The following is a 17962-nucleotide window of genomic DNA, read 5'->3' as shown; positions in this document are numbered from 1 at the left end:
ACGTGTCGGGCACGAAAATGCCGGCCGCTTCACCCCCCAACTCAGGTAGAATGCGCGCCCAGTTTTTGGAGAAGCGTATGACCCTGCTCAAATTCAGCGATGTGTCCCTTGCTTTCGGCGCTATGCCGTTGTTGGACAAGGTGTCCTGGCAGATCGCCCGTGGTGAGCGGGTGTGCATCATCGGCCGCAACGGCACCGGCAAGTCCAGCATGATGAAGCTGGTAAAAGGCGACCAGAAGCCCGATGACGGCTCCGTGTGGCGCGCGCCGGGCCTGAAGATCGGCGAATTGCCGCAAGAATTGCCGGTGGCCGACGAACGGACCGTGTTCGACGTGGTTGCCGAAGGCCTCGACGGCGTGGGCGCATTGCTTGCCCAATACCATCACCTGGCGCAGAACTGCGTCACCGATGCCGACCTGGATAAACTGATGCACGTCCAGCAAGACCTCGAAGCCCGTGATGGCTGGCGCTTGCAGCAATTGGTCGACAGCACCCTGAGCCGCCTGCAACTGCCGGCCGACAAGACCCTCGCCGAATTGTCCGGCGGCTGGCGTCGCCGCGTCCTGCTGGCCCAGGCCCTGGTTTCCGAGCCGGACCTGCTGCTGCTCGACGAACCGACCAACCACCTGGATATCGGCGCGATTGCCTGGCTTGAAGAAGCCCTCAAGGACTTCCAGGGCGCCGTGTTGTTCATCACGCACGACCGTTCCTTCCTGCAGAACCTCGCCACGCGCATCCTCGAACTGGATCGCGGCGGCCTGATCGACTGGAACGGCGACTACGCCAGCTTCCTCGTGCACAAAGAGGCCGCGCTGTCCGCCGAAGAAACCGCCAATGCGCTGTTCGACAAGAAACTGGCCCAGGAAGAAGTCTGGATCCGCCAGGGCATCAAGGCCCGCCGCACCCGTAACGAAGGCCGCGTACGGGCCCTGAAAGCCTTGCGTGTGGAGCGTAGCGAGCGTCGCGAACGCACTGGCAAGGCCAATATCCAGCTCGATACCGCCGACAAGTCGGGCAAGCAGGTCATGGTCCTGGAGAACGTCAGCTTCCATCACCCGGATGGCCCGTTCCTGATCAAGGACTTCTCCATGGTCCTGCAGCGCGGCGACCGCATCGGCCTGCTGGGCGCCAACGGTACCGGCAAGACCACCTTGCTCAAGCTGATGCTCAGTGGCCTGCAACCGACCAGCGGTACCGTGGAAGAGGGTACGCGCATCGACGTGGCCTACTTCGACCAACTGCGCCACCAGTTGGACCTGGAAAAGACCGTGATCGACAACGTCGCTGAAGGCCGCGATTTTATCGACATCGACGGCCAGAGCCGCCACGTGTTGAGCTACCTGGGGGACTTCCTGTTCAGCCCGCAACGTGCGCGTACGCCGGTCAAGGCGTTGTCTGGCGGTGAGCGTGCGCGTCTGCTGCTGGCCAAGCTGTTCAGCAAGCCGGCCAACCTGCTGGTGCTCGACGAACCGACCAACGACCTCGACGTGGAAACGCTGGAGTTGCTGGAAGAGGTCCTGCTGACGTTCAACGGCACCGTGCTGATGGTCAGCCACGACCGGGCATTCCTCGACAACGTGGTCACCAGCACCCTGGTCTTCGAGGGTGAAGGCAAGGTGCGCGAATACGTCGGTGGTTACCAGGACTGGCTACGCCAGGGCGGCTCGCCGCGCCTGCTGGGTGTCACCGAGAGCAAGTCCGGCAAGGCCGACTTGAACTCTGCGGTGGTTGCACCGGCGGCTGCTGCGCCGGTTCAAGAAGCCGCGCCGGCCGCCAAGAAGAAGCTCAGCTACAAGCTGCAGCGTGAGCTCGAAGCCCTGCCGGGTGAGATCGAGGCCAAGGAAAAGCAGATCGCTGGCGTGGAGGCCGACATGGCTGACGCGGGTTTCTACCTGCGTCCTGCGGCAGAAACGGCCAAGGTCATCGAGTCCCTTGAGAAGCTGAACCAGGAGCTGGAAGTATTGGTTGAGCGTTGGGCCGAGCTGGATGCCTGATTGATTTAGCGGCAATAAAAAACCGGCGCTCTTACGAGCACCGGTTTTTTTATATGAAATGCACTTCAATAGGTAGGAGCTGGCTTGCCTGCGATAGCGGTATGCCAGCCACCAGATGTATCAACTGACAGACTGCTATCGCAGGCAAGCCAGCTCCTACATTTGATTTGCAGTGTTCTTACGAGCTTTTTACCAGCTTCACTGCCAGTACGTCGCAAGGCGCGCCGTGCAGTACATCGTTGGCAGTGGAGCCCAGCAGCAACGCCAAGCCGTGACGACCATGGCTGCCGACCACGATCAGGTCGCAGCTCTGTTCCTTGGCCAGGTGGTGGATTTCCTGGCGCGGCTGGCCATAGGTCAGGTGGCTTTGGTCTTTTTTCAGCGCGGGATACTTGTCAATCAGTCGGTCCAGGCGTTCCTTGGCCTGGTCGAACTGCTGCTGTTGCAGTTGCGAAAGATCCATCGGCACGTCGCCGCCAAAGGCCATGGCCATGGGTTCGACGATATGCACCAGGGACAGCTTCACGGTATCGCCGGCAATGGCCACGGCGCGCTTGATCACCGGATCGCACTCTTCGGTCAGGTCCACGGCGACCAGAATATGTTCGTAAGTCATGAGGCGTTCCTCCAGGGGACTGCAATAAGTTCAGTATGGCTGCTTTCAAGCGGATGGGGTTGAGTCAGGTCAAATCCGCTCATCTAGAAATTCGGGAGTACACATATGACGGTCTGGATAGTGGTGTCAATCCTTCTAGTGGTCTTGAGCCCCCTGGCATGGTTGCGACCGTCGCGCCACCAGAGCGGGCGCATGGCCCTGCGCATGGAGGCGCGCCGCATCGGCCTGGCGATGCAATTGTCGCCCCAGGAGTGGCCGCACTGGCTCAAGCAAGAGCCGCCCAGCCCCTGTGCGCAGTACTGTCGGCCACGGCGCGGCAGCAAACCCGCACTCTGGGTTTACTGGCAGCAGGAGCCGGGGGTGTGGGTCAACCAATGGCAGGAAACCTGCGTGGACGAGAAGTTGTTGCCGCATTTTGCAACGCTGCCGGCCAATGTCTACAAAGTGGAGGCGGACAAGCAAATGATCGCCGTGTATTGGGGTGAGAAGGGCGAGTCCAGCGACTTGCAGGCCATCAGTGCGTTACTCAAGGCCTTGGCCTGACACACCCGTAGGAACCGGCTTGCCGGCGATAGGGCCGTTGAGCACGCCATCGCCGGCAATAAAACGTAGGCAATAAAAAGCCCGACATCATCATCGGGCTGGAACTGGCCAGGCAGGCCGGTAAATCTGTAATTCGTCACGCCGCGCATTCGCACAGGCGTTCTCACATGCGGCTAGCCTAGCCGGATATCCGCCGCTGTACAGGCCGTGGCTGGCTCTTTCGCATTATTGATCGGGTGAATGCCTGCGCATTGATTAGCCTTGGCGGTTATGAAATGACTGAAAAGTCGCGTTTTTACGGTGCTTTCGGGCGATTGACAATTGCCTGGAATTGGCTGAAGGTGGCGTACCCAAATCAAACGGGCGTATGAATTGAGTGTTTGTCTGTCAGGCATCTCATACATAATCCCGACTATCGCATTGGCGGGTGTGCCTGGCGCGTTGGTATGAGCATTGACGAAGTGATCAATGCCCGACCAGGGGCCAGCGTCCGATGTGTACTGTTCAGCTTCCATATCGTGGAGATCAGTTGATGATTTACGAAGGTAAAGCCATCACGGTTAAGGCTCTTGAAAGTGGCATCGTCGAATTGAAATTCGACCTCAAGGGTGAGTCCGTCAACAAGTTCAACCGTCTAACCCTGAACGAACTGCGTCAGGCCGTAGACACCATCAAGGCTGATGCATCGATCAAGGGTGTGATCGTCTCCAGCGGCAAAGACGTGTTCATCGTCGGCGCTGACATCACCGAATTCGTCGACAACTTCAAGCTGCCCGATGCCGAGCTTGTGGCTGGCAACCTCGAAGCCAACAAGATTTTCAGCGATTTCGAAGACCTCAACGTGCCGACCGTTGCCGCGATCAATGGCATCGCTCTGGGCGGCGGTCTGGAAATGTGCCTGGCCGCGGACTTTCGCGTCATGGCCTCCAGCGCGAAAATCGGCCTGCCGGAAGTCAAGCTGGGCATCTACCCGGGCTTCGGCGGTACCGTACGCCTGCCGCGTATCATCGGTGCCGACAACGCCATCGAGTGGATTGCTGCCGGCAAGGAAAACCGTGCTGAAGACGCGCTGAAAGTCGGCGCCGTGGATGCAGTGGTTGCTCCGGACAAACTCGCAGAAGCTGCACTGAACCTGATCAAGGGCGCCATCAGCGGCGAATTTGACTACAAGGCCAAGCGTCAGCCGAAGCTGGAAAAACTCAAGCTCAACGCCATCGAACAAATGATGTCGTTCGAAACCGCCAAGGGTTTCGTCGCCGGTCAAGCGGGCCCTAACTACCCGGCCCCGGTCGAAGCGATCAAGACCATCCAGAAAGCCGCGAACTTCGGTCGCGACAAGGCCCTGGAAATCGAAGCCGCCGGCTTCGTCAAACTGGCCAAGACTTCTGCTGCGCAGAGCCTGATCGGCCTGTTCCTGAACGATCAGGAGCTGAAGAAAAAGGCCAAGGCCTACGACGAAATTGCCAAAGACGTGAAACAGGCTGCCGTCCTCGGTGCCGGGATCATGGGTGGCGGTATTGCCTATCAGTCGGCGTCCAAAGGCACACCGATCCTGATGAAAGACATCAATGAGCACGGTATCGAGCAAGGTCTGGCGGAAGCCGCCAAGCTGCTGGTAGGCCGCGTTGATAAAGGTCGCATGACCGCTGCGAAGATGGCTGAAGTGCTTAACGGCATTCGTCCTACGCTTTCCTACGGTGATTTCGGCCACGTCGACCTGGTGGTCGAAGCCGTTGTCGAGAACCCGAAGGTCAAGCAGGCGGTCCTGGCTGAAGTTGAGGCCCAGGTCAAAGAAGACACGATACTGGCTTCCAACACCTCGACCATTTCCATCACCTTGCTGGCCAAGGCCCTCAAGCGTCCGGAAAACTTCGTCGGCATGCACTTCTTCAACCCGGTGCACATGATGCCGCTGGTAGAAGTGATCCGTGGCGAGAAGTCCAGCGAGCTGGCAGTTGCCACCACCGTTGCCTACGCCAAGAAAATGGGCAAGAACCCGATCGTGGTCAACGATTGCCCGGGCTTTTTGGTCAACCGCGTGCTGTTCCCGTACTTCGGTGGTTTCGCCAAGCTGGTCAGTGCTGGCGTGGACTTTGTGCGTATCGACAAGGTCATGGAAAAATTCGGTTGGCCAATGGGCCCGGCGTACCTGATGGACGTGGTCGGTATCGACACCGGCCACCACGGTCGCGACGTCATGGCTGAAGGCTTCCCGGACCGCATGAAAGACGACCGTCGCTCGGCTGTCGATGCGCTGTACGAAGCCAAGCGCCTGGGCCAGAAGAATGGCAAGGGTTTCTATGCCTACGAGACCGACAAGAAAGGCAAGCAGAAGAAAGTTGCCGATCCATCGGTTCACGAAGTGCTGGCGCCAATCGTCTACGAGCAGCGTGAGGTGTCCGACGAGGACATCATCAACTGGATGATGATCGCCCTGTGCCTGGAAACCGTGCGTTGCCTGGAAGATGGCATCGTCGAAACCGCTGCCGAAGCCGATATGGGCCTGGTGTACGGTATTGGCTTCCCTCCATTCCGTGGTGGTGCGCTGCGTTACATCGACTCGATCGGTGTGGCCGAGTTCGTTGCCCTGGCTGATCAGTACGCTGATCTGGGCCCGCTGTACCACCCGACCGCGAAGCTGCGCGAGATGGCCAAGAATGGCCAGAGCTTCTTCGGTTAAGTGCCCAGACGACTAGAGCGAGAATATTTATGAGCTTGAATCCAAGAGACGTCGTGATTGTCGACTTCGGTCGTACTCCGATGGGCCGCTCCAAGGGCGGCATGCACCGCAACACCCGCGCCGAAGACATGTCGGCGCACCTGATCAGCAAGCTGCTGGAACGCAACGTCAAGGTCGACCCGAACGAAGTCGAGGACGTGATCTGGGGCTGCGTCAACCAGACCCTGGAGCAGGGCTGGAACATCGCGCGCATGGCCTCCTTGATGACCCAGATCCCGCACACCGCTGCCGGCCAGACCGTCAGCCGCCTGTGTGGTTCGTCCATGAGCGCACTGCACACCGCCGCCCAGGCGATCATGACCGGCAACGGTGATGTGTTTGTGGTCGGTGGCGTGGAGCACATGGGCCACGTCAGCATGATGCACGGCGTCGATCCTAACCCGCACATGTCGCTGTACGCGGCGAAAGCCTCGGGCATGATGGGCCTGACCGCAGAAATGCTCGGCAAGATGCATGGCATCACCCGTGAAGCCCAGGACGCCTTCGGCCTGCGCTCCCACCAGTTGGCCCACAAGGCGACTGTGGAAGGCAAGTTCAAGGATGAGATCATCCCGATGAACGGCTATGACGAGAACGGTTTCCTGAAACTGTTCGACTACGACGAAACCATTCGTCCGGACACCACCCTGGAAAGCCTGGCGGCCTTGAAGCCGGCATTCAACCCAAAGGGCGGCACCGTGACTGCCGGTACTTCGTCGCAGATCACCGATGGTGCTTCGTGCATGATCGTGATGTCGGCCCAGCGCGCCCAGGACCTGGGGATCCAGCCTCTGGCAGTGATCCGTTCCATGGCTGTGGCGGGTGTGGACCCGGCGATCATGGGCTATGGTCCAGTACCGGCCACACAAAAAGCCTTGAAGCGCGCAGGTCTGAGTATCTCCGACATCGACTTCTTCGAGCTCAACGAAGCTTTCGCCGCACAGGCCCTGCCAGTGCTGAAAGATTTGAAAGTACTCGACAAGATGAACGAGAAGGTTAACCTGCACGGCGGTGCAATCGCCCTGGGCCACCCATTTGGTTGCTCCGGTGCGCGTATCTCCGGCACCTTGCTTAACGTGATGAAGCAAAATGGCGGCAACCTTGGGGTTGCAACCATGTGCATTGGTCTCGGCCAAGGCATTTCTACCGTCTTCGAACGCGTCTAAGCGTTGGGTTGACGGAAGCCGGGGCCCAGTGCCCCGGCTTTTGTTTTTTGGAATTTTTAATTTTTTTTTATAAATTTTGTAAGAGGGCCACAGCATGAAAGTCGAACCAGGGCTCTACCAGCATTATAAAGGTCCCAGGTACCGCGTTTTTAATGTGGCGCGGCACTCCGAGACCGAAGAAGAAGTGGTGTTCTACCAAGCACTGTATGGCGATTACGGCTTTTGGGTGCGCCCCTTGAGCATGTTCCTGGAGACCGTCGAAGTTGACGGCAAGCAGGTCCCGCGCTTTGCTTTGGTGCAGGTCGAACCCAGTCTTTTTTCAGGGCAATAACGGCAGGTTGCGCAGAATGCTGTGCTTGACCTCACTGTGTTGCCACTATATATAGCGTTGCCGCGTCAGGCGCCAACCGCCTTTCTCTTCTCGAATTCAGGAATTTTCCGATCCATGGGCAAATCGCTGGTCATTGTGGAATCCCCGGCTAAGGCCAAGACCATCAACAAGTACTTGGGTAACGAGTACGTGGTGAAGTCGAGTATCGGCCATATCCGAGACCTGCCCACCAGCGGTTCGGCTAGCGCCAGCAAGGAGCCTGCTGCCAAGCGCGGCAAGGCGGCTGCGGGCGAAGGTCCGGTGCTCTCGCCCAAGGAAAAAGCGCGCAAGCAGCTGGTCTCGCGCATGGGTGTGGACCCGGATCATGGCTGGAAGGCCAAGTACGAAATCCTTCCGGGCAAGGAAAAGGTGATCGAGGAGCTGCGCCGGCTCGCCAAGGATGCTGACACCATCTATCTCGCGACGGACTTGGACCGCGAAGGGGAAGCCATTGCCTGGCACCTGCGCGAAGCCATCGGTGGGGACGACAGCCGCTATAAACGCGTGGTGTTCAACGAAATCACCAAGAAGGCGATCCAGGAAGCCTTCTCCAAGCCGGGCGAACTGGACATCGACCGCGTCAATGCCCAGCAGGCTCGGCGCTTCCTCGATCGCGTGGTCGGCTACATGGTCTCGCCGCTGTTGTGGGCGAAGATCGCCCGTGGCCTGTCCGCTGGTCGTGTGCAATCGGTAGCGGTCAAGCTGGTGGTGGAGCGTGAGCGCGAGATTCGTGCGTTCAACCCTGAAGAGTACTGGGAAGTCCACGCGGACCTCGGCACCGCCAAGGGCAATAACGTGCGCTTTGAAGTGGCCCGCGAGAAAGGCGAGGCCTTCAAGCCGCTCAACGAAGCCCAGGCCATGGCCGCGCTGGAGAAGCTCAAAGCTTCCAGCTACAGCATCGTCAAGCGTGAAGACAAGCCCACCAGCAGCAAGCCGTCGGCGCCGTTCATCACCTCCACCCTGCAACAGGCCGCGAGCAACCGCCTGGGCTTTGGCGTGAAGAAGACGATGATGATGGCCCAGCGTCTGTACGAAGCGGGCTACATCACTTACATGCGTACCGACTCCACCAACCTGTCGGTGGACGCGGTGGCGATGGCGCGTACTTATATTGAAAGCGAATTCGGCAAGAAGTACCTGCCGGAGAAGCCAAACGTCTATAGCAGCAAGGAAGGCGCACAAGAGGCCCACGAAGCGATTCGTCCCTCCGATGCCAATACCGAGCCAAGCAAGCTGAGCGGCATGGAGCGCGACGCTGAGCGCCTCTACGAGTTGATCTGGCGCCAATTCCTGGCTTGCCAGATGCTGCCGGCGCAATACCTGTCCACGACCGTCACAGTGGGTGCCGGGGACTTCGAGCTGCGCGCCAAGGGTCGTATCCTCAAGTTCGACGGCTATACCCGCGTGATGCCGCAAATTGCCAAGCCGGGCGATGACGACGTCCTGCCAGACATGGCCCAGGGCGATGCGCTGAAGCTGATCAAGCTCGACCCGAGCCAGCACTTCACCAAGCCGCCACCCCGTTATTCGGAAGCCAGCCTGGTCAAGGAAATGGAAAAACGCGGTATTGGTCGTCCTTCGACCTACGCGGCGATCATCTCCACCATCCAGGACCGCGGCTACGTGGCCCTGCATAACCGTCGTTTCTATTCGGAAAAGATGGGCGATATCGTTACCGAGCGTTTGTCCGAGAGTTTCTCCAACCTGATGGACTACGGCTTTACCGCCGGCATGGAAGAGAACCTCGATGACGTGGCCCAGGGCGAGCGCGATTGGAAAAACGTCCTCGACGAGTTCTACGGTGACTTCAAGAAAAAACTCGAAGTAGCCGAGAGCCCGGAAAACGGCATGCGCGCCAACCAGCCGGTGATGACGGATATTCCGTGCACCACCTGCGGCCGGCCGATGCAGATCCGTACCGCGTCTACCGGTGTGTTCCTGGGTTGCTCGGGCTATAGCCTGCCGCCCAAAGAGCGCTGCAAGGCCACCGTCAACCTGGTGCCGGGTGATGAAATCGCCGCCGACGACGAGGGTGAATCCGAGTCGCTGGTTTTGCGTGGCAAGCACCGTTGCCCGATCTGCAGCACGGCCATGGATGCCTACCTGCTGGACGAGAAGCACAAGCTGCACATCTGCGGTAACAACCCCGATTGCAACGGCTACGAGATCGAAGAAGGCACCTATCGCATCAAGGGCTATGAAGGCCCGAGCTTGGAGTGCGACAAGTGCGGCAGCGAGATGCAGCTCAAGACCGGTCGCTTCGGCAAGTTCTTCGGTTGCACCAATCCGACCTGCAAGAACACCCGCAAGCTGCTGAAAAGCGGTGACGCGGCGCCGCCGAAGATGGACCCGGTGAAGATGCCCGAGCTCAAGTGCGAGAAGGTCAACGACACCTACATCCTGCGTGACGGCGCTTCGGGCCTGTTCCTGGCCGCCAGCCAGTTCCCGAAAAACCGCGAGACCCGTGCACCGCTGGTGATGGAGATCGTGCCGCACAAGGACGAGATCGATCCCAAGTACCACTTCCTGTGCGAAGCGCCGAAGAAGGATCCCGACGGTCGTCCGGCCGTGATCCGCTACAGCCGCAAGACCAAGGAGCAGTACGTGCAGACTGAAGTGGACGGCAAGCCTACGGGCTGGAAGGCGTTCTACGACGGTGGCAAGTGGAAGGTCGAGGACAAGCGCCAGGGCGCTTAATCCCGCTCCTGCATTGAAATAAAGGCCGCCTTCACAGGCGGCCTTTTGTTTTGCGCTTGCAGTGGGCTTGTCTCATCCGTGACACTGTTCAGCCAGCATCACGTTTATGTCGTTGTGGAGACTGCCGTCATGGCCAACGAACTCTATACCCGTACCAACCAGAAAATTTACTTCGCGGGTTTGTCCCTGGAAGCCCTTGGTCGTGCCGAGGAAGGGAAGGAGATGAATGCTATTGCGCTGGTCCAGGCGGGGCGAGAGTCGGCCTTGTTCCATCTATATGGGGCTTTGCTGGGGTTGTGTCATGAAATTGCAGGTTTCTACCGCCTGCCCCAGGCGAATGCGCCTCGGGCCGAGGATATCCTGACCCGTGAGGTGCTCGAGTCTATGGCCATCCCCGAGTTGGCCGAGCTGGTGGAAATGGCCCGCAGCCCTGACAGTTGGCTGGCTCGCTTGTTGGCTGCCCATTCGGCGCTGTTCCAGCCGCCGCGTGTGCCGCACAAGCCCAAGGGCGATGTGACCCAGCCGTTGATCGTTGCGGTCAGCCTGGAAGAAGAAGGGCCGGAGCCGCTGAGCCGGGCTGAGTTGGAGAGCTGGCGCCAGGAGCTGAAGAAGCTGGCGATCCGCTTTCGGGATGGCTTGAACGAGTGCTGAGCGGCAAGACAATGTAGGCGCCGGCTTGCCGGCGATAACAATTGATCAAGCAATGCCAAGTTGACTGCCAGAGCGCTATCGCTGGCAAGCCAACGCCTACAGACCATTCATCAAGCCGTAAAGAAAGCTGTTCAGATCCTGAGCGAGGCCGCGTTGATGACTGATATAATGCCGGCCTTTCGTGGAGAACAGATTTTTATGCCAACGTCCTTTCTGGAAATTGTTGAATTGCCCGACGGCCGAATTGAGCTGCGCAGGGCTGAGGACGAGGGTTCTCTGGTGACTTTGGACTTTTCCGAGGACGCCAAGGCGTTCCTGCAAGGCCAGCATGTGGAAGTGGCAAAAGCCATGTTGAGCGTGGGTGTGCAGATGGCGGGGCGCCTGGCTGAAGGTGAGCCAGAGAAAGACGACGGTCCACGGGTTCTTCACTGAGTCCGTTTGTCGTTTTTAAGATTCAAATGTTCAATCGGCTTCTCAATTCTGTAGAAGCCTTGCGTCCATCGCAGGCACTGACCTGACGTCAGGCTGCAATCGGACGACCTGTACCACTCCCGATAACGCGTTGTGCGTCAGTCTCGGGCTTATCCCAATCGAATATTCAAGCTTTGTGCATCGCCCGTGCGCGCTGCGCTGATCAACTGCTGCTTGGCCGAAGCACCCAGCGGATTCAGCCAGCTGACAACAGTGTGGCTACGCCCCAGGCGCAACGCTTCGCAGGTCAGTTGCTGGGCGCTCTGGGTGCCGCGCGGTTGCAGCAGCAGGATACGCTCGCGGTTCAGGCCCGCATCCCGCAGCCAAGCCTGGGTCAGGCTGGACGGCGGGGCGATCAGGGTCAGCCAGCGGGCGTCCTGCTCCTCGCTCAGGTCACGCAGGATTGGCGCCAGCAAGCTCAGGCAGTTCCCGGCAGCGCCACGCAACGACAATTCACTGAATACCTCCGGTTCGGCGGGGGCGGTCCATGGGGACTCCACCGTCTCGCTGAGGATAGGTGCAAGCGGCTGGGCCAAAAAGGCCTCAAACAGTGGCAGTTGTGTATGTTGTTGCGCATGTGGGAACTGCATGATGCCTCCGTTAGCGGCGAATAACGCCGACACTCAAGCCTTCGATCACCAGGTCCTGATCCTTCAGGTTGACTTCAATCGGCGAAAACTCGGGGTTTTCTGCCAGCAGCCAGACTTTGCTGCCTTCGCGCTTGAAGCGCTTGACCGTCACTTCATCGCCGATGCGGGCCACGACGATCTGGCCGTTGCGCGCTTCGCGGGTGGTGTGTACGGCCAGCAGGTCGCCGTCGAAGATACCCACGTCCTTCATGCTCATGCCATGGACCCGCAACAGGTAATCGGCGCGAGGATGGAAGAAGGTCGGGTTGATATTGCAGGACTCTTCGACGTGCTGTTGTGCAAGAATCGGCGCACCGGCAGCGACCCGGCCGATGATCGGCAGCGTCGATTCGTCAGCCTTGGCTTCGAAGCCAGGGATACGAATGCCACGGGATGCACCCGGGGTCATTTCGATCGCGCCCTTACGGGCAAGGGCTTTCAGGTGTTCTTCGGCAGCATTGGGGGACTTAAACCCCAGCTCCAGGGCGATTTCTGCCCGGGTCGGCGGATAGCCGTTGTCGTCGAGGCAGCGCTTGATAAAAGCGAGAATCTCAGCTTGGCGTGGCGTCAGTTTTAGCATGTTGATCGCTCTGTCTTTTTATACAGTGACTGGGATTATATACAGTGAACTGTGCTTGGCAATCATCGTTTTTGCCGACTCCGCCGGACGGTCATCCGTCGGTCCTTGCAAAGCCCGGAGATAGCGCGGCCTACAGGCCGTTGAAGATGTGATTAAATAGGTGCGAATCGGGTGACTGCCCGGCCGGAAAACGGACCTGCAGGCTTGACATTGCACAAGGTGAAACGTATGTTTCAAACAAGTGTTTGTCAGGCGGAGTAGCCATGGCCCAGTCGGAAACCGTTGAACGCATTCTCGATGCTGCCGAGCAGTTGTTCGCGGAAAAAGGATTTGCTGAAACCTCATTGCGCCTGATCACGAGCAAAGCCGGGGTCAACCTGGCGGCAGTGAACTATCATTTCGGCTCGAAAAAAGCCCTGATCCAGGCCGTCTTCTCACGTTTTCTGGGGCCGTTCTGCATCAGCCTCGACCGTGAGTTGGAGCGGCGCCAAGCCAAGCCCGACAATAAGCCGAGCCTGGAAGACCTGCTGGAAATCCTCGTCGAACAAGCCCTGGTGGTGCAGCCACGCAGCGGCAACGACCTGTCGATCTTCATGCGCCTGCTGGGCCTGGCCTTCAGCCAGAGCCAGGGCCACTTGCGCCGTTACCTCGAAGACATGTACGGCAAGGTCTTCCGTCGCTATATGTTGCTGGTCAACGAGGCGGCGCCACGTATTCCGCCTATCGAATTGTTCTGGCGCGTGCACTTCATGCTCGGCGCAGCGGCGTTCAGCATGTCCGGGATCAAGGCCTTGCGCGCCATCGCCGAGACCGATTTTGGAGTCAACACCTCCATCGAGCAGGTCATGCGCCTGATGGTGCCGTTCCTGGCCGCTGGCATGCGCGCTGAAAGCGGTGTTACCGACCCGGCCATGGCGGCCGCCCAACTGCGCCCGCGCAGCAAGTCCGTACCGGTGGCGGCCAAGGTTTAGCCACTGGCGTCTGGGCGCAACCGCTTGCATCCGCTAAGCTAGCCGCCCATGCCGATTTCAACTAGTTACCCGCACCCCATCGCCTTGCCCGGCTCGACCTGGCGAAGCGGCGGGGTGCGCGCGTCATTCAAGGAAAATTTATGACTGCTGCCCTGCAAGGCTCTTTGATGGTGGACGTCGCCGGCACCTGGCTGACAGCTGAAGATCGCCACTTGTTGCGCCAGCCTGAAGTGGGCGGCCTGATCATTTTTGCGCGCAATATCGAGCATCCGCGCCAGGTGCGGGAATTGAGCGCCGCCATTCGTGCGGTGCGCCCGGACCTGCTGCTGGCCGTCGACCAGGAAGGCGGTCGGGTCCAGCGCCTGCGCCAGGGGTTTGTACGCCTGCCGGCCATGCGTGCGCTGGCGGACAATCCGAACGCCGAATACCTGGCCGAGCAGTGTGGCTGGGTCATGGCCACGGAAGTACTGGCGGTTGGCCTGGACCTGAGCTTCGCCCCCGTGCTGGACCTCGACTACCAGCGCAGCGCCGTCGTAGGCACGCGTTCGTTCGAAGGTGATCCCGAACGTGCAGCGCTGCTGGCCGGTGCCTTTATCCGGGGTATGAACAGCGCCGGCATGGCCGCCACCGGCAAGCACTTCCCAGGGCATGGCTGGGCCGAGGCAGATTCCCACGTCGCCATTCCCAATGATGAACGTAGCCTGGAACAGATTCGCACCCACGACCTGGTGCCCTTTGCGCGCCTGAGCAAGCAATTGGCCGCGGTCATGCCGGCCCACGTGATCTACCCGCAGGTCGATAACCAACCGGCCGGCTTCTCGCGCCGTTGGCTGCAAGACATCCTGCGCGGCGAGTTGCAGTTCGACGGGGTGATTTTCAGTGATGACCTGTCCATGGCCGGTGCCCATGTGGTGGGGGATGCGGCAAGTCGGATCGAGGCTGCGTTGAGTGCTGGCTGCGACATGGGCCTGGTGTGCAATGACCGTGCGGCCGCCGAGCTGGCCCTGAGTGCCGCCCAGCGCATGAAGGTCACGCCGTCGGCGCGCATTGCCCGTATGCGTGGGCAGGCGATTGCGTCGACTGACTACAAGCAGGACCCACGTTGGTTGGCGGCGCTCGGCGCGCTTCGGGATGCGCAGTTGATCGAATGAGATTGAGCTGCGCCCATCGCAGGCAAGCCCGCTCCCACATTTGATTTGTGGCGGTACCAAAAATCTCTGCCCCAGTGAGCCCCCCCCCTGTGGGAGCGGGCTTGCCCGCGATAGCTATCTAACTATCAACGCTTCTCTAGCTTTTGGGGCAATGGCGCGAACAGCGCCTCGATATCTTCGTTGCCCAACTTCCAGTCGCCCGTGGTACGACCATCCAGCACACCCGCCGCCAGGTCTGACTTTTCTTGCTGCAACGCCTGGATCTTCTCTTCCACGGTGCCCCGGGCAATCATCTTGTAGACGAATACCGGCTTCTCCTGGCCGATGCGATACGCACGGTCAGTCGCCTGGTTTTCCGTGGCTGGGTTCCACCAGGGGTCGTAGTGGATCACGGTATCGGCTTCGGTCAGGTTAAGCCCCACGCCGCCAGCCTTGAGGCTGATCAGGAAGATCTGCAGCCTGCCACTCTGGAAGTCCTTGACCGGCGTGCGCCGGTCGCGGGTCTGGCCGGTCAGCAAGGCATAGGCGACCCCGCGTTTTTTTAGTTCGATCTCAATCAGGCTGAGCATTGAGGTGAACTGCGAGAACAGCAAAATCCTGCGCCCTTCGGCAAACAGTTCGTCGAGCATCTCCATCAGGCTGTCGAGCTTGCCCGAGCTGCTGCCGCGCGCGGGCGGGGTGGCGTCGTTCACCAGGCGCAGGTCGCAGCAGACCTGGCGCAGCTTGAGCAGCGCTTCCAGAATGATGATCTGGCTACGAGCCACGCCCTTGCGGGTGATCTCGTCGCGCACCTTCTTGTCCATGGCCAGGCGCATGGTTTCGTACACATCGCGCTGGGCTTCGTTGAGATCGACCCAGTGGATGATCTCAGTCTTGGGCGGCAATTCAGTGGCCACCTGTTCTTTGGTGCGGCGCAGCAGGAAGGGCTTGATCCGACCGTTGAGGTGTTGCAATCGCACGTCGCTGCCGCGTTTTTCGATGGGCACGCGGTAATCACGGTTGAAGCTTTTTACATCGCCCAACCAACCCGGCAGCAGGAAGTGGAATAGCGACCACAGTTCGCCCAGGTGGTTTTCCAGGGGCGTGCCGCTCAGGCACAGGCGCTGGCGTGCATTCAGCTCGCGGGCGGCCTGGGCGGCCTTGCTGGTGGGGTTCTTGATGTATTGGGCTTCGTCGAGGATCAGCACATGCAGCGGCTGCGCGGCCAGTTGCTCGATGTCTTTGGGCAACAGGGCGTAGGTGGTCAGCAGCAGGTCGTAATCCTGTAACTGGGCGAAGTGTTTCTTGCGCCCGGCACCGTACAGCGCCAATACCTTGAGCTGCGGGGTGAAGTGCGCGGCCTCGTCGAGCCAGTTGGGGATCAGGCTGGTGGGCATCACCACCATGCACGGCCGGTCCAGGCGCCCGGCGATTTTTTCGCTGAGAATATGCGCCAGGGTCTGCAGGGTTTTGCCCAGGCCCATGTCGTCCGCGAGAATCCCGCCCACTTCCAGTTGGCGCAGGGACTGCATCCAGCTCAGGCCTTCGAGTTGATAGGGGCGCAACGTGGCGTTCAGGCCTTCGGGGGCGATGCAGGTGAAGTCCTTGATGTCGCGCAGGCGCTGGGCAAAGCTGCGGATCTGCTCGCCGCCTTCCCATTGCAGGGGCAGGTCTTCCAGCGGGTTGAGCCGAGTGGCGTCGGCCTTGGCCAGGCGCAAGGTAGTTGTGCCGGGCTCTTGCAGGTAGAACTCGCCGAGGGTCGCCAGCACCGGTTTGAGCCGGCCATAGGGCAGGGCGACTTGCAGTGGGCCGTGGCCACCGTTGGGTAGGCCGGGGATGTTCACCAGGATCAGTTCGTCGTCGCGACGGCGCGCGAGTTTTTCCGGGTTGAGGATTTCGGTGTGGGAGCGCATCAGGTTCAACAGGATCGGCAACAGGCTCAGCCGTTCGCCATTGACGATGATCCCCAGCTCCAGGTCGAACCAGTCGCGCTCCGGCACTTCATCGACGCTGGCGTACCAGTCATCGACCGGGCTCAGGTCAAAGCCGAAATCCTCATCGATCTGCAGCTCCCAGCCTTCAGCGCGCAGGCTCGGCGAGGCGTTGAGGGTGAAGTTCAGCCAGGCGCTGTCATTGACCATCTCAAACAACTCGCCGGCGCTTTCCGGCAGGGCCTTGCTCTGGCGGGTGGCGATCTTGAAGCCAAGCAGGCGCAGGTGTTCGCGAAAGCCTTGTTCCACCTCGGGGTGACGCTTGATCCGCAGGCTCTGGGTTTCCTGGCGCACGATGATATCGGCGTTTTTCTGGCCGCTGACGTAATTGCCCAGGTAATTGAACGACAGCGCCGCCCGGTGCTGGATATAGCGCTGCATCTTGCCGTTGCGCGGCTCAAAGGCGCTGAACTCGATGCTGGCCAGCCACAGCCGTGGAATCGGCTGCACGTCCTCAAGCACCACTTGCGGCAGGACCACGCGGTTATCCAGCACGGCCTGCAGCTTCTCCAGCAGTTCGGCATCCTTGGCCGCTGCCGGGTAGGCCAGGGTTTCCTGGACCTGCAGCAGCACTGCCGCGATGTGTTTGCAATTGGTGTGCACGGGGCAGGTGCAGCGGCTGTCCACCAGGATCAAGGTGCCTTTGGCCGACTCGCGCAGAGAGATGGTCTGGCGATACACATTGCCGCCCGAGCCTTCGCAACTGGCGATGATGGTGCTGTCGCCCGACTCGACAATCCGCACGCGGTTTTCCAGGGCGTAGCGCCGGCCGCGCTCCAGGCTTTGTTCCTTGAAGCGGTTGGCCCAGGAGGGGGCCAGGGGCTTGGTCAGCGAGGGCGTCAGGGGCATGGCGCTGGATCAGTCCGCGAGGCCGGGCGGCGGTGCGCTCGGTGGCTTGGCGGTGAGGGAGGTGATCTTGATCAGCAAGGCCAGGTGGCCGCCGTCCAGGTAGTTGAGTTGGTTGTTCTTGGTGCGCACGTCTGGCTGGCTCAGGTGTTCGCTGGCAATCACGCTGCCGTTGTTGTCGAACTGATTGAGCCACAGGCTTGCGTCAATACGGGTAAAGCGCCCCAGTTGCAGGTCCAGGGTGCCCTGGATGGGGTACTGGCCGAACTGTTCCTGGCCGTCGGTGATTTTCACCTTTACCGGCTGCTCGCCCAGGTTCTGTTCCCAGGCCTTGTGCAGCAGTACGGTGTAGTCGCCGTTGGCCTTTAGTTTCTCGACGATGTTGTTCAGGCGCGGCGGGCTGATTTTCTCGATCCCTTGGCGTGGCGCCCCGGCGGCCCAGTCTTCCGGGGCTGGCCGGCTGTTGATCACCGGCTCCGCATTCTGGCGGATCAGGATCATTTCCACCTGGTAGAGGCTGTCGGCAAACGCCGAAGGTGCAACTACCACCAACAACAGGCTCAGGATACGAAGCAGGCGCATGGGGCG

At 60.1% G+C, this 17962-nt stretch carries 15 protein-coding genes; 10 read left to right on the top strand and 5 right to left on the bottom strand.

The window, feature by feature from the left end:
* Window positions 1-77: 77 nt before the first annotated feature.
* A complete protein-coding gene (locus AC19YY_RS15040) occupies window positions 78-1994 on the top strand; it encodes an ATP-binding cassette domain-containing protein (RefSeq protein WP_169954188.1) in 1917 nt (638 codons plus the stop codon).
* Window positions 1995-2172: 178 nt separating this feature from the next.
* Here AC19YY_RS15040 and AC19YY_RS15035 read toward each other — a convergent pair whose 3' ends face one another.
* On the bottom strand, window positions 2173-2610 hold the full coding sequence (locus AC19YY_RS15035) for a universal stress protein (protein ID WP_169954187.1): 438 nt from the start codon (window positions 2608-2610) through the stop codon (window positions 2173-2175).
* Window positions 2611-2715: 105 nt separating this feature from the next.
* Between AC19YY_RS15035 and AC19YY_RS15030 the strand changes: the two genes are divergently transcribed.
* From AC19YY_RS15030 to AC19YY_RS15000, 7 genes are all read left to right on the top strand, one after another.
* Window positions 2716-3153 carry a hypothetical protein gene (locus AC19YY_RS15030; RefSeq protein ID WP_169954186.1) on the top strand — a complete coding sequence of 146 codons (438 nt, stop codon included), beginning with the start codon at window positions 2716-2718 and terminating at the stop codon, window positions 3151-3153.
* 532 nt (window positions 3154-3685) lie between these two features.
* Complete coding sequence (gene fadB / locus AC19YY_RS15025; RefSeq protein WP_029300084.1) at window positions 3686-5833, top strand: fatty acid oxidation complex subunit alpha FadB; 2148 nt, start codon at window positions 3686-3688, stop codon at window positions 5831-5833.
* 29 nt (window positions 5834-5862) lie between these two features.
* The gene (gene fadA, locus AC19YY_RS15020; RefSeq protein ID WP_005786153.1) at window positions 5863-7038 is read left to right on the top strand and encodes an acetyl-CoA C-acyltransferase FadA; all 1176 of its coding nucleotides are present in this window, start codon (window positions 5863-5865) and stop codon (window positions 7036-7038) included.
* A 94-nt stretch (window positions 7039-7132) separates the two neighbouring features.
* Window positions 7133-7369: a DUF1653 domain-containing protein gene (locus tag AC19YY_RS15015; protein WP_170057751.1), complete on the top strand. Its 237-nt coding sequence runs from the start codon at window positions 7133-7135 to the stop codon at window positions 7367-7369.
* A 114-nt stretch (window positions 7370-7483) separates the two neighbouring features.
* Window positions 7484-10105: a type I DNA topoisomerase gene (gene topA / locus AC19YY_RS15010; RefSeq protein ID WP_169954184.1), complete on the top strand. Its 2622-nt coding sequence runs from the start codon at window positions 7484-7486 to the stop codon at window positions 10103-10105.
* 129 nt (window positions 10106-10234) lie between these two features.
* Complete coding sequence (locus tag AC19YY_RS15005) at window positions 10235-10756, top strand: DUF6586 family protein (protein WP_076961269.1); 522 nt, start codon at window positions 10235-10237, stop codon at window positions 10754-10756.
* A 198-nt stretch (window positions 10757-10954) separates the two neighbouring features.
* Entirely contained in the window at window positions 10955-11188 is a 234-nt protein-coding gene (locus tag AC19YY_RS15000; protein WP_026136850.1) for a hypothetical protein, read from the top strand.
* A gap of 149 nt (window positions 11189-11337) precedes the next feature.
* Here the strand turns inward: AC19YY_RS15000 and sulA are convergent, their stop codons facing one another.
* Both sulA and lexA read right to left on the bottom strand, forming a co-directional pair.
* The gene (sulA, locus tag AC19YY_RS14995; RefSeq protein ID WP_169954183.1) at window positions 11338-11817 is read right to left on the bottom strand and encodes an SOS-induced cell division inhibitor SulA; all 480 of its coding nucleotides are present in this window, start codon (window positions 11815-11817) and stop codon (window positions 11338-11340) included.
* Between the two features lie 10 nt (window positions 11818-11827).
* Window positions 11828-12436 carry a transcriptional repressor LexA gene (gene lexA, locus AC19YY_RS14990; RefSeq protein WP_029300096.1) on the bottom strand — a complete coding sequence of 203 codons (609 nt, stop codon included), beginning with the start codon at window positions 12434-12436 and terminating at the stop codon, window positions 11828-11830.
* Between the two features lie 263 nt (window positions 12437-12699).
* On the opposite strand from lexA, the gene AC19YY_RS14985 reads away from it, so the two are divergent.
* A complete protein-coding gene (locus AC19YY_RS14985) occupies window positions 12700-13407 on the top strand; it encodes a TetR/AcrR family transcriptional regulator (protein ID WP_169954182.1) in 708 nt (235 codons plus the stop codon).
* Between the two features lie 140 nt (window positions 13408-13547).
* A complete protein-coding gene (gene nagZ / locus AC19YY_RS14980; RefSeq protein WP_170043339.1) occupies window positions 13548-14558 on the top strand; it encodes a beta-N-acetylhexosaminidase in 1011 nt (336 codons plus the stop codon).
* A gap of 125 nt (window positions 14559-14683) precedes the next feature.
* Here nagZ and AC19YY_RS14975 read toward each other — a convergent pair whose 3' ends face one another.
* On the bottom strand, window positions 14684-17377 hold the full coding sequence (locus AC19YY_RS14975) for a DEAD/DEAH box helicase (RefSeq protein ID WP_172313162.1): 2694 nt from the start codon (window positions 17375-17377) through the stop codon (window positions 14684-14686).
* 9 nt (window positions 17378-17386) lie between these two features.
* The gene (locus AC19YY_RS14970) at window positions 17387-17956 is read right to left on the bottom strand and encodes a CsiV family protein (protein ID WP_170043341.1); all 570 of its coding nucleotides are present in this window, start codon (window positions 17954-17956) and stop codon (window positions 17387-17389) included.
* Window positions 17957-17962: the final 6 nt, after the last annotated feature.

It is taken from the genome of Pseudomonas sp. MF09156 (assembly GCF_059862305.1).
The sequence above is the reverse complement of the archived record's forward strand: the minus strand, read 5'-3'. Positions and strand labels throughout refer to the sequence as shown.